We start from the raw sequence: 12,638 nt of genomic DNA, 5'->3' as shown, positions 1-12,638 counted from the left end.
CTTACCCTGTTGAGTCATGAGAGACATAGACCTATACGCCCAGATTCTTGGCTTACGGTCGCCGTGGAAGGTGGCCGATGTGCAGTTGCTGCGTGATGCCGAGGAGGTTCGGATTCACGTGGTCCCGGAGCCGGGAGTGACGTGGAGCTGTCCGCACTGTGGACGCCCCAGCCCCGGCTACGACAACAGGCGTCGGCAATGGCGCCATCTGGACACCTGCCAGTACAAGACGGTGCTGGAAGCGGACGTGCCGCGGGTGCAATGTGCAGAGCACGGGGTGGTCACGGTGGCGGTCCCGTGGGCAGAACCGGGTTCGGGTTTCACGGCGCTGTTCGAGGCGCTGCTCATTGACTGGCTGAAGGAGGCGAGCACGCAGGCGGTGGCGCGACAATTGAAGCTGAGTTGGGGCGCCATCGACAGAGTGATGCAGCGCGCGGTGAAGCGCGGGCTGTCCCGCCGTGAGAGCCAAGCGCCGGAATACTTGAGCGTGGACGAGACCGCCTTCGCCCGGCGCCACGAGTACGTGACCGTGGTGACTGACCAGGAACGTGGCGTCGTGCTGCACGTGGCGGACGACCGCAAGACGGAGAGCCTGTCGGCCTACTATGCCGGGCTGAGTGATGAGCAGAAGGCCAACATCAAGGCGGTGGCGATGGACATGTGGCCGGCCTATATCAGCGCCACGGAGGCGCACATCCCACAGGCGCGGGAGAAAATCGCCTTCGACAAGTTTCATGTCGCCAAGTACCTGAATGATGCGGTGGACAAGGTACGGCGACAGGAGCATCGCTCCCTGTTGGCCGTGGGCGAGGACTGCCTCAAGGGCAGCAAATATGACTGGCTCACCAACCCGGCCAACATGACGCGTGCGCAGCAGAACCGCTTTCGTGCACTGCGCGATGGCAGCCTGAAAACGGCGCGGGCCTGGGCCATCAAGGAATTCGCCATGGGCCTGTGGCACTACGACAGCCGCACCTGGGCGGCCAAGGGCTGGATGCGCTGGCTGTCTTGGGCTGTACGCAGCCGACTGGAGCCGGTGAAGAAAACCGCCGCAACGATCAAGAAGCACCTGTGGGGCATCATCAATGCCGTGGTGTTGAAGGTACACAATGGCCATGCCGAAAGCATCAACAGCCGCATCCAGCACATGAAGAACCGGGCGCGGGGGTTCCGCAATCGGGAGCGTTTCCGTACTGCCATCTACTTCCATCTCGGCGGCCTTGACCTACACCCCGCTCAGATGAGAAATCGGTGATTCAACCCACTCGATCAGGTGATGACCCTGATTTCTAGGGATGCTCTGAACAAGTAATCCAATATGAGCAAATCGTCGATACCAGCGAGTCATCACGCGCCGAATCGCACCGGCAGCGCCGGTATTTGCTCATCCCGGCGGCCCGTGAGCCGCATTTGGCGTAGTGCATCGGCACTACGCCTGCAAAGTACGCAGCAGCTGCCTGCGCACCAGGTAGATGTTGGCCAGGGCACAGGTGACAAACAGGCGGTTGGCATTCTTCTCCAATCCCCGGTAGCGGGTCTTGGCGAAACCGAATATCCGTTTGATGACACCGATGCTGTGTTCGACCCGTGCCCGGATGGTGGACTTGAGGCGGTTCTTCGCCCGTTCGGCTTCGTCGACCCAGCCCTTGTAGCGGTAGCGTCGGTGGGTGAGGTCGCGGGCCCTGGGCGCATGCTGTTTGATGACCTCGGTCTGGCCCTGATAGGCCGAATCCCCCCAGACGCGGGTTTCATCGCCGTGCAGCAGGTCGGGCAGGCAGTGGGAGTCGTGGACGTTGGCGGAGGTGGCCACCACCGAGTGGATGAGCTTGGTGCGGTGGTCGACACCGACATGGGCCTTCATGCCGAAATACCACTGGTTGCCCTTCTTGGTCTGGTGCATGTCCGGGTCGCGCTGCTGGTCCTTGTTCTTGGTCGAGGACGGGGCGCTGATGAGGGTGGCATCGACGATGGTGCCGGTGCCCAGCTTGAAGCCATGGCGTTGCAGGTACTGGTGCATCTGCTGGAACAGCTTGCGACCCAGGCCATGCTGCTCCAGCAGGTGGCGGAAGCGGCAGATCGTGGTTTCGTCCGGCACCGGATGCTCGCCCAGGTCGATGCCGGCGAAGGCGCGCATGCTGAGCGAGTCGTACAGGGCTTCCTCGGCCATCGGGTCCGAGAGATTGAACCACTGCTGGAGGAAGTGGATGCGCAGCATCATCTCCAGCTCCTTCGGCGGCCGGCCGTTACCGGCCTGCGGGTAGTGCGGCGCTATCAGCGCGCACAGCTCCGCCCACGGCAGCAGGCGGTCCATGTCGGACAGAAACGCCTGGCGCTTGGTCGCCTTGGTGTATTTCTCGAACCCCGTGGTCATGCTCAGTTGTTTCATTTTCCCCGTCCTCGGCTCCGGTCATGCGGTTGCAAGATCAGATCGGGGACTTTTGCAGAAGTTCCCTAAGTGAATTGGGATGGATATTCCGCGAGACGGAATAATTTGAGCCGGAGCAGAGTAGGCTGAATCAGCTCACGCCGATTCCAGTCGCCTTGCCATATCCGCCTTGCGCGCGATCATCTTGTCGGCCAATGCGTCGCTGCCGCCGCCTTCCATGATGACCTGACGAATCTGCGCGTCGGCGATTTGCGTTACCACCCCGATGGCCTGCCTGATGTCGTCGCGGCTCATGCCGGCGAAGAGCTGTACTGCGTGTGGGTTGTCCGGGTCGCTGCGCAACAGGTCGATCTCATCGACGCGGGTGCCGAAGGCCTTGCCCTTGGGGTCGCCGTGGGCGCGGAAGGCCAGGGCCCCGCCGACATCGAGGGTCAGCACGGTGCCGTTGACGACGCCCTGATTGTCGCCATCGAGGCCAGCCGCATCCCAGTTGGCTGTCCAGGCATGCACACCGAACCACTGCTGCGCCTGTTTGCGCTCGTCCGCGCTGAGGCGGGCGACGCACTTCTTGTCGAGTTCGATCCACTCGGTGGCGATCTGGTCGGGGGCCTTTGTGGCCACGTATTTCAATGTCGGTGCGCCGGCCAGTTGGTAGAGGCGGGCAGCGAGCATTTCGTTGCGCGCATGGGCGGGCGATTCCAGCGTCTTGACGTAGTAACGTTTGCCATCGGCATCCTGGAACAGGCCGGCAGGGTTGCTGCCGAGTTGGCCGCCCACCCGCTGCATGGCGGCGGTATCGAGCAGCGTTCCGGCTGCGTCAGCCATGGGGGTGGTGCGCCGCACCAGTGCCAGCTGCGCGGGGGTTTCGATGGCGCCCTTGCGCACGCGCCGCACGGAGCGGATCGCCTCGCCGGGTTCCATGCCCAGTTCCACCAGCAACCGCGCCGCGATCATGCCGGCACGGCCGAGTCCGCCCTTGCAATGCACCAGCACATGCTGTCCGTTGCGCAGCAGCGTGCGGATCTCGCGGCCTTCCGTGAGCCATTGCTGCTCAAACGCCGCGCCGGGAACGGAGTAGTCGGCAATGGGGAGATGGCGCCATTCGATGCCCCGCTGCCGGATCTCGTGTCCCAGCTGCGGCACCTTGAGTTCCACGAGTTCGGCGGACTCGACCAGGGTCAGCACGCGCCGCGCGCCCCATGCGGCGATGACATCCAGATCGAGGCCGAGGTCGCGCTCCCAGGCGCCGGTATGGGCAAAACGGTCGTGCTTGCCGGGGCAGAAGGTTATGCCGATTCGTCCGTGGGACGGGCTCGCGCGCACTTCGGCGATCTGCAGAGGGTGTGTGTGGCTGGTTCGTACGATTGCCATGGTGCCATCCCCGGAGGCGGTTCCTGTAGGTTGCCGGCCGGGGGGCGAGCGGCCAATGCTGTGGTCAGCGTGGGTAGATACTACAACAAATGCCAAAGCTCCGTGCGCACCGGGGACAATCGGGGACGTACTACGATTTCCGTTAGTGTTGCATTTCCTTAGTCGTCATCCGTCGGCGTGATCAATCGCACGCTCGGAAAGTAGGATGCATAGCGTCCTGTGTCGCGCGTCAGCAATGGATAGTCGCTGACGGCGGCGTGGGCACCGATGAAAAAGTCCGCCAGCACGTTACCCTTCGTGCCACCCTGTCGGCGGTAGCGCACGAATGCCTTGCCGGCCAGGAACAGTGCTGGGTGCGGCAACTCGATCATCGTGAGTCTGAGATCGTTGATGGCCTGGTCGAGGGCCTCGACGGTGGAGAAGGTTAGCGACAATTCGGCATAAATGATCGGATTGATGGCCAGGCGATGAACCTTGGATTGCGCCCGTAACTGGTTGATGGACCAGTCGGCCCAGCCCGGCTCGTCCTCCAGAACATCAACCAGGACGTTGGTATCGACGAGTAGCATTACTCCTCACCGCGCAGCAGTGCCATCAGCTCGTCGGTGCGCCATTTCACATCGGCCTTGCCGCGGGCTGCCTCGAAGCGGTCGTGTTTGCGACTCGGACGGGCATCGACCTTGTGTATTACCACCTCGCCATCGCGGTTGACGGTGAAATCGACCCTGGACCCCGGCTCCAGATTCAGGGCGTCGCGAATCTGCTTGGGGATCGTCACCTGGCCCTTGCTGGTAAGTGTTGTCGGCATGGCAAACCTCCTCGGGTATTACTTGATAACAGAGTGTAATACCTGGATGTCGGGTGTGCAATGATGCCCGATGCCCGGTCGGGAAAAGAAAAAGGCGCCTTGCGGCGCCTTTTTCTTTGCTGCATCAGCGGACTGCTCAGATGGTCTGGTAGTACAGGTTCTGCGGATGGTTCGCCTGGGCGAAGAAGAACCAGCGTTCGAACAGCAGACCGACGTACTGGGTCATGAAGGCGAGCAGCAGCAGGGCGTTGTGGTCGGCGCTGAGGCCGAGGGCCAGCAGGATGACCGGGACCACGAACACCAATACCAGGAAGAGCCACTTCACCGACTTGAGGAAGGCGCCGGTCTTGCCGTGGCTGTATTCGCGGGTGTTGTAGGAGCCGCCCATCATGCCCATGGCCTTCTGCTGGATGTGGGTGTGACGCACGCCGATGGCGGTCTGCAAGGTGGATTTGCGTTTGATGCGGGCGTTGCGCAGCAGGGAGAAGCCGCGGGTGGCGAAGCCCAGTACGGTCAGCGCGATGGCCCAGCCGCCGAAGAAGTGCACCAGCTCCTGCTCGACGCCCTGGTAGGAGGCGTAGACGGTGGCGCAGGTGAAGCCGGAGGCGCTGCCGAGGAGGAAATAATTCACCACGGTGAGCGGGCTGGCCCATTCCTGCAGGAACTTCACCGCCGCGTAGATCATGCCGGTGCAGACGAACAGGGCGATGGCAGCGAGCACGCCGACGATGCCGACGACGAGGGACAACTGGCCGGTGACATGCCAGCCGAACAGGTCCACGTCCCAGCCGAACCAGTGGAACACGGCGTAGAGGAAGGTCAGACCCATCATCGCCGGCATGGCGATCAGCTCACGCGACAGCCAGGAGGTGCGCCATTGGGTCATGCCGCGCCAGGCGCGGGTGAACATGTAGCTGGGCTTGCCGAGGTGGAACACCGCGGCGAACAGGCCGCCGAGCAGGAACAGCAGGGCGAGGAAGCTGCCGTTGGCGAAGAAGCTGCCGCTTTGTGCCGGCAGCAGCTTGGCCATGCCGTAGGCCTGGGCGCTGAACAGGGCGAGGAACAGGCCCTGGCCGACGCCGATGAGGGTGGTCAGAAAGATTACCGAGAATGCCGGATGCATTTTGAACTCCAGTTACAAGTTGCAAGTTTCAAGTTACAAGTGGGGTTGCCGTTTTCTTGCAACTTGCCACCTGCAACTTGCGACTTCTTTACATGAGCCAGTCGTCCAGCGTGACGTCGTCGCTGGTGCCGTGGCGGATGTCTTCCTTCTTGAGCGGGTTGTCGGTGCGCTTGAGCTCATCCTCGTGGATGTGCATGCGCGTCTTGCGCCGCGGCAGGTAGTGGTTGGCCGGCTTGGTGCCCCACTCGGGCATCAGTTGGTAACCGCCCTGCTCGCGGATCGCCACCGACACCTGCGACTCCGGATCGTGCACGTCGCCGAACAGGCGCGCCGAGGTGGGGCAGGCCAGCACGCAGGCGGGCTTGCGCTCGGACTCGGGCAGCTTTTCGTCGTAGATACGGTCGACGCAGAGGGTGCACTTCTTCATCACCTTCTGGTATTCGTCGAATTCGCGCGCGCCGTAGGGGCAGGCCCAGGAGCAGTACTTGCAGCCGATGCACTTGTCGTAGTCCACCAGCACGATGCCGTCCTCGGCGCGCTTGTGGCTGGCGCCGGTGGGGCAGACCGGGACGCAGGGGGCGTCCTCGCAGTGCAGGCAGCTCTTGGGGAAGTGCAGCGTTTCGGTGTTGGGGAAGCAGCCGATCTCGTAGGTCTGCACGCGGTTGAAGAAGGTGCCGGTCGGGTCCTGTCCGTACGGCCGATCGTCGAACAGCGGGCCGGACTTCTCCGACGAGGTGTTCCACTGCTTGCACGAGGTCACGCAGGCGTGGCAGCCGACGCAGACGTTCAAATCGATTACGAGTGCTAGTTGAGTCATTTCTCTTAACCTTTTAAAAGCTTTCAACGCAAAGGGCGCAAAGGGCCGCAAAGAATGCGAGTGCGGCTTTTGGCGTTCATTTCCCTTTGCGATCTTTGCGGCCTTCGCGCCTTTGCGTTTAACGTCGTTGGCCTCACGCCTTCTTCTGGAAACGGCCCGCGAAGTAGTTCTGCCACGGCCGGCGCGGCGGGGTGCCCGGTGCGGACGGCATGGGGTCGAACTGCGGGAAGGTTTCCTTCGGTTCCTCATCGCCGGCCTTGTAGACGCGCACGCGCACGTCGTACCAGGCGGCCTGGCCGGTGACCGGGTCGGAGTTGGAGACATGATCGCCGGCGTCGTGCGGTGGCAACTCCTCGCTGATGACGTGGTTGAGCAGGAAGCCCTGCTTGGACTCGTTGGCCATCGGGTCGAGGTTCCAGGCACCGGCGGCCTTGCCGATGGCGTTCCAGGTCCACACCGTGCCCGGCTCCACGGCCTCGGAGAACTTGCTGAGGCAGCGCACCTTGCCCCACTGCGATTCCACCCACACCCAGTCGCCGTCATCGAAGCCGGCGGCGGCGCCGACGGATGGATGCACGTAGAGGTGATTGTAGGTGTGGATCTGGCGCAGCCAGGCGTTCTGGCTGTCCCACGAGTGGTACATGGCCATCGGGCGCTGGGTCACGGCGTTGAGCGGGTACTTGTGCTTGTCGGACAACTGCGACTCCAGCGGCTCGTAGAAGAACGGCAGCGGGTCGAAGAAAGTCTCCACGCGCTTGCGCAGGTGTTCCGGCGGCTGGCGGCCGTTGGTCTTGCCCTGGGCGGCGAGGCGGAACTTCTGCAGTACCTCGGAGTAGATGTGGCAGTTGATCGGCTCGGCGTAGCGGGTCAAGGCGTTGGACTGCGCCCATTGCAGATAGCCCTGGTTCCAGTTGCGCATGTACTGGTAGGACTTGGGCATCTCGTAGTGGAACACGCAGTTGTTCTTTTCGTACATCTTCCACTGGTTCGGGTTGGGCTCGCCGCGCATGTGCTTCTCGCCGCCCTTGCCGCGCCAGCCGGCGAGGAAGCCGATGCCGGAACCGGGGGCGGTCTCGAAGTTGGTGATGAAGTCCGGGTAGTCGCGGTACTTGCGTTTGCCGGCGGCATCCACGAAGGCCGGCAGCTTGAGGCGCGAGCCGATCTCGATGAGCACTTCCTGGAACGGCTTGCACTCGCCGGTGGGCGGCAGCACGGGGATGCGCACCGAGTCCACCGGGCCGTCGAACTCGGAGATCGGACGGTCCAGCATGGACATGACGTCGTGGCGTTCCAGATAGGTAGTGTCCGGCAGCACCAGATCGGCGAAGGCCACCATTTCCGACTGGAAGGCGTCGGCGACGATGAGGAACGGGATCTTGTATTCGCCGTTCTCGTCCTTGTCGTTGAGCATCTTGCGCACCTGCTCGGCGTTCATGGTGGAGTTCCACGACATGTTGGCCATGAAGATCAGCAGGGTGTCGATCTTGTACGGGTCGCCGCGCCAGGCGTTGGTGATGGCGTTGTGCATCAGGCCGTGCACCGACAGCGGGTATTCCCAGGAGAAACCCTTGTCGATGCGTACCGGGTTGCCCTGGTCGTCGACGAACAGGTCGTCCGGGTCCGCCGGCCAGCCCAGCGGCATGCCGTTGAGCGGCGTGTTGGGCTGCACATCCTCCGGCTTGGTCGGGGTCTTCGGGCAGGGCGGGATCGGGCGCGGGAACGGCGCCTTGTGGCGGAAGCCGCCCGGGCGGTCGATGGTGCCCAGGATGGTCATCAGGATGCCGAGGGCGCGGATGGTCTGGAAGCCGTTGGAGTGGGCGGCCAGGCCGCGCATGGCGTGGAAGGCCACCGGGTTGCCGGTGACGGACTTGTGCTCGTTCTCCCACACGTCGGTCCAGGCGATGGGCAGCTCGATCTTCTCGTCACGGGCGGTGATGCCCATCTCATGGGCCAGGCGGCGGATGGTGTCGGCCGGGATGCCGGTGATGTCGGCGGCCCATTCCGGGGTGTATTGCTCGACGCGTTCCTTGAGCAGTTGGAAGGCCGGCTTCACCGGGGTGCCGTCGGACAGCTTGAATTCGCCCAGCAGGCGCGGGTCGGCGCCCGGGGTGTGGGTGGAGATGGGCTTGTTCAGCTCGCGGTCCCACCACAGCTTGTTCTGCGGGTCGAAGCAGCCTTCCTCCGGCGGTATCTCGAAGCGTACGAACATGCCGTATTCCGGGTCGTTCGGGTTCAGGTTCACCAGCTCGGCGGCGTTGGTGTACTGGGTGAGGAAGTCACGGTCGTACAGGCCCTGCTTGATCAGCTCGTGGATCAGGGCCAGCAGCAGGGCGCCGTCGGTGCCCGGCTTGATGGGAACCCATTCGTCGGCGATGGCCGAGTAGCCGGTGCGCACCGGGTTGATGGAGATGAAGCGGCCGCCGTTGCGCTTGAACTTGGCCAACTCGATCTTCATCGGGTTGGAGTGGTGGTCCTCGGCGGTGCCGATCATCACGAACAGCTTGGCGCGCTCCAGGTCCGGGCCGCCGAACTCCCAGAAGGAGCCGCCGATGGTGTAGATCAGGCCGGCGGCCATGTTCACCGAGCAGAAGCCGCCGTGGGCGGCGTAGTTGGGGGTGCCGAACTGCTTGGCGAACAGGCCGGTCAGGGCCTGCATCTGATCGCGGCCGGTGAACAGGGCGAACTTCTTCGGGTCGGTGGCGCGGATGTGGGCCAGGCGCTCCTCGATGGTGGCGAAGGCCTCTTCCCAGGAGATCGGCTCGAACTCGCCGGCGCCGCGCTCGGCACCGGCCTTGCGGCGCAGCGGGCGGGTCAGGCGCGCCGGCGAGTACTGCTTCATGATGCCGGAGCTGCCCTTGGCGCAGATCACGCCCTTGTTGAGGGGGTGGTTGGGATTGCCCTGGATATACCGCACCTCGCCGTCACGCAGGGTGACGCGGATGCCGCAGCGGCACGCACACATATAGCATGTGGTGTTTTTTACTTCGACGCGGCCGCCGGCCGCCTTGTTGGGGGACTCACTCATAGTGTCACTCGCGCTGAAGTTAAATACCGGCCAGAAAACAAGAGGCCCGCGCTATACTGCCCGCGCGGACCTCGTGGCTTGTCCTTTGGACTTATTAGAATGGGTCTAACAAAATATCGCTTTTTTCTAATATATCAAAACCCGACTGTCTCGTTATACATCCCTAAATGTAGTCCCTCCTGCCGTCGTCTATCCCATTGGGAATAGAAAATCCGGCATTTGGCAAACAATAAAGGCCACTTATGCCAGCGAAAGATACTTCTGTTTGGCACCCCCCGGCTAGCCGAGTAAGGTAGCGGTCCCTAGGACTGGATGGTTCCGTTTGGGTGTCTCAGGGTCTGGGCCGCATGCGGCCGGATCGTGACAGGGGCCATGTCCAGCAGTTGCTTGCGCAGCGCTCGAGGAGCGCCACAACGACTGGATGCCGCGTCGCGGTGTGGATTCTCAACTGCAGTTAACACATAAGGAGCACAACAAATGCCGACATTTGTACGTACCGACAAATGCGATGGCTGCAAGGGTCAGGACAAGACCGCTTGCATGTACATCTGCCCGCACGATCTGATGAAGCTGGACAAGGACGGCTCCGAAACCGGCCACGCCATGCGCGCCTTCAACCAGGAGCCCGAGCAGTGCTGGGAGTGCTATTCCTGCGTGAAGATTTGCCCGCAGCAGGCCATCGAGGCCCGTCACTATGCCGACATCGTCCCGCTGGGCGGCTCCGTGCAGCCGCTGCGTGGTTCCGATTCCATCATGTGGACCATCAAGTTCCGCAACGGCACCATGAAGCGCTTCAAGTTCCCCATCCGTACCACTCCGGAAGGCTCCATCGACCCGTACGGCGGCAAGCCGGCTGCTGACCTGGCGAAGATCGGCGAGGCCGGTTTCTTCAACCATATGGAGCAGAAGGGCTACCGCGCCGGCAACCCGGCCGAGCTGATCCGCAAGTAATTACGGACCTGACGAAATTAGGAGCAAACAATGGCTGGTGAATTTGGTAATCCGGAAGTAATTCAGGAAGAGGTAGACGTCCTCCTGATTGGTGGCGGTATGGCCTGCTGCGGCGCCGCCTACGAAATCATGCCGTGGGCCAAGGCGGCTGAAGCCAAGCTGGGCCGCGAAATGAAGATCAAGCTGGTCGACAAGGCCGCCATGGACCGCTCCGGCGCCGTGGCCCAGGGTCTGTCCGCCATCAACACCTACATCGGTCCCGAGCAGGATCCGGCGGACTATGCCCGCATGGTCTCCAACGACCTGATGGGTATCACCCGTGACGACCTGGCCTACGACCTCGGCCGCCACGTCGACGAGTCCGTGCACCTGTTCGAAGAGTGGGGCCTGCCCATCTGGAAGACCGACGAGAACGGCGAGCGTCACGACGGCTCCAAGGGCCTGCCCGCGCTGAAGGACGGCGGCAAGCCCGTGCGTTCCGGCAAGTGGCAGATCATGATCAACGGCGAATCCTACAAGTGGATCGTCGCTGAGGCCGCCAAGAAGGCCCTCGGCTCCGAGCGCATCCAGGAGCGCGTGTTCATCGTCAAGCTGGTCAACGACAAGAACGACAAGGGTCGCGTCGCCGGCGCCGTCGGTTTTTCCACCCGCGAGCACAAGCTGTATGTCTACAAGGCCAAGGCCATCCTGCTGGCCGCCGGCGGCTGCGTGAACATCTTCCGTCCGCGTTCCGTGGGTGAAGGCACCGGCCGCGCCTGGTACCCGGTGTGGAACTCCGGCTCCACCTACTCCATGGCTGCCGAGGCCGGCGCCGAGCTGACCATGATGGAAAACCGCTTCGTTCCCGCCCGCTTCAAGGACGGTTACGGCCCGGTCGGCGCCTGGTTCCTGCTGTTCAAGTCCCAGGCCACCAACGCCTTCGGCGAAGTGTACATGGCCAAGAACAAGGAGCTGCTGAACGACTACCCGCCGTACGGCCAGGCTGCCGTGCCCGCCTCCTGCCTGCGTAACCACTTGATGCTGAAGGAGATGCAGGAAGGCCGCGGTCCCATCTGGATGGATACCGTGACCGCCCTCGCCAAGCTGCGCGAAACCCTGTCGCCGCGCGAAGTGAAGCACCTCGAGGCTGAAGCCTGGGAAGACTTCCTGGACATGTGCGTCGGCCAGTGCGGTATCTGGGTCGGTGAGAACGTCGAGCCGGAGAAGAAGAACTCCGAGCTGATGCCGACCGAGCCGTACCTGCTGGGTTCGCACTCCGGTTGCTGCGGTATCTGGACCTCCGGTCCGACCGACGTGGGTGCGCCCACCGACGAGGCCCTGCCGGGCGTGCCCGCTCACCTGCCGAAGGGCTGGAACTGGGGCTACCGCGGCATGACCACCGTCAAGGGTCTGTTCACCGCCGGTGACGGCGTGGGCGCCTCCGGTCACAAGTTCTCCTCCGGCTCCCATGCCGAAGGCCGTCTGGCCGCCAAGGCCATGGTGCAGTACGTCATCGACAACAAGGACTGGACCCCCGAGCTGGACACCTCCGTGGACGAGCTGGTGGAAGAGATCTACCGTCCGGTACGCACCTACCTGCAGTACAAGGACTACACCACCGCCATCGACGTCAACCCCAACTACATCACGCCGAAGATGCTGCAGTTCCGTCTGCAGAAGATCATGGACGAGTACGTTGCGGGCGTGGCCACCTACTACAAGACCAACGAGCACATGCTCAAGGTTGCGGAAGAGAAGCTGGGCATGCTGAAGGAAGACGCGCTGAAGATGCGTGCCAAGGACCTGCACGAGCTGCTGCGTGCATGGGAGAACTACCACCGCATCCTGACCGCGGAAGCTCACATGAAGCACATCCAGTTCCGTGAAGAATCCCGTTACCCGGGCTTCTACTACCGCATGGACAAGAACTTTGTCGATGAGGAGAACTGGCACTGCTTCGTGAACTCCATCTATGACAAGAACACCAAGCAGTGGACCGTGTTCAAGCGCGCCCACGTGGACCTGGTGGACAAGTCCAAGCTGTTCAAGGCGGCTGCTCACTAAGTGCCGTCCAGGCAGTAGATGGAACTGCGAACCGGGCGCCGCAAGGCGCCCGGTTTGTTTTCAGGGCCGGGTTGTGCCGGCAATGGCCGCCTATCCAATATGCAGGGTGGCGCC

General features: G+C 62.9%; 10 protein-coding genes and 1 pseudogene. 3 read left to right on the top strand and 8 right to left on the bottom strand.

The window, feature by feature from the left end; all coding sequences use genetic code 11:
• The first annotated feature begins 16 nt into the window (after nt 1–16).
• Entirely contained in the window at nt 17–1,255 is a 1,239-nt protein-coding gene (locus tag EP379_RS13680; protein WP_127478143.1) for an ISL3 family transposase, read from the top strand.
• Between the two features lie 174 nt (nt 1,256–1,429).
• Here the strand turns inward: EP379_RS13680 and EP379_RS13675 are convergent, their stop codons facing one another.
• The 8 genes and pseudogenes from EP379_RS13675 to soeA form a co-directional block, all read right to left on the bottom strand.
• Nucleotides 1,430–2,386 carry an IS5 family transposase gene (locus tag EP379_RS13675; RefSeq protein WP_127478331.1) on the bottom strand — a complete coding sequence of 319 codons (957 nt, stop codon included), beginning with the start codon at nt 2,384–2,386 and terminating at the stop codon, nt 1,430–1,432.
• Nucleotides 2,387–2,521: 135 nt separating this feature from the next.
• Nucleotides 2,522–3,211 (bottom strand): hypothetical protein, encoded by a 690-nt coding sequence (locus tag EP379_RS17050; protein ID WP_127478935.1) that lies wholly within the window; start codon nt 3,209–3,211, stop codon nt 2,522–2,524.
• Nucleotides 3,209–3,757: pseudogene (locus EP379_RS17045) on the bottom strand (cyclin-dependent kinase inhibitor 3 family protein); the annotation flags it as partial. The gene EP379_RS17050 and the pseudogene EP379_RS17045, both read right to left, overlap by 3 nt.
• A gap of 158 nt (nt 3,758–3,915) precedes the next feature.
• Nucleotides 3,916–4,326: a type II toxin-antitoxin system VapC family toxin gene (locus EP379_RS13665; protein WP_127478330.1), complete on the bottom strand. Its 411-nt coding sequence runs from the start codon at nt 4,324–4,326 to the stop codon at nt 3,916–3,918.
• Nucleotides 4,326–4,565: an AbrB/MazE/SpoVT family DNA-binding domain-containing protein gene (locus tag EP379_RS13660; protein WP_127478329.1), complete on the bottom strand. Its 240-nt coding sequence runs from the start codon at nt 4,563–4,565 to the stop codon at nt 4,326–4,328. The genes EP379_RS13665 and EP379_RS13660 overlap by 1 nt, the downstream gene beginning before the upstream one ends.
• A 136-nt stretch (nt 4,566–4,701) precedes the next feature.
• The gene (locus EP379_RS13655; protein ID WP_127478328.1) at nt 4,702–5,688 is read right to left on the bottom strand and encodes a dimethyl sulfoxide reductase anchor subunit family protein; all 987 of its coding nucleotides are present in this window, start codon (nt 5,686–5,688) and stop codon (nt 4,702–4,704) included.
• An 88-nt stretch (nt 5,689–5,776) separates the two neighbouring features.
• On the bottom strand, nt 5,777–6,505 hold the full coding sequence (locus tag EP379_RS13650) for a 4Fe-4S dicluster domain-containing protein (protein ID WP_127478327.1): 729 nt from the start codon (nt 6,503–6,505) through the stop codon (nt 5,777–5,779).
• Nucleotides 6,506–6,638: 133 nt separating this feature from the next.
• A complete protein-coding gene (soeA, locus tag EP379_RS13645) occupies nt 6,639–9,530 on the bottom strand; it encodes a sulfite dehydrogenase subunit SoeA (RefSeq protein WP_127478326.1) in 2,892 nt (963 codons plus the stop codon).
• A 477-nt stretch (nt 9,531–10,007) separates the two neighbouring features.
• Between soeA and aprB the strand changes: the two genes are divergently transcribed.
• A complete protein-coding gene (aprB, locus tag EP379_RS13640) occupies nt 10,008–10,481 on the top strand; it encodes an adenylyl-sulfate reductase subunit beta (protein WP_127478325.1) in 474 nt (157 codons plus the stop codon).
• Between the two features lie 30 nt (nt 10,482–10,511).
• Nucleotides 10,512–12,524, top strand: coding sequence for an adenylyl-sulfate reductase subunit alpha (gene aprA, locus EP379_RS13635; RefSeq protein ID WP_127478324.1), 2,013 nt, complete (start codon nt 10,512–10,514; stop codon nt 12,522–12,524).
• The last annotated feature ends 114 nt before the right edge of the window (nt 12,525–12,638 follow it).

The organism is Sulfurivermis fontis (assembly GCF_004001245.1).
Lineage (GTDB): Bacteria > Pseudomonadota > Gammaproteobacteria > Thiohalomonadales > Thiohalomonadaceae > Sulfurivermis > Sulfurivermis fontis.
This window is presented reverse-complemented; position numbering and strand designations above follow the sequence as displayed.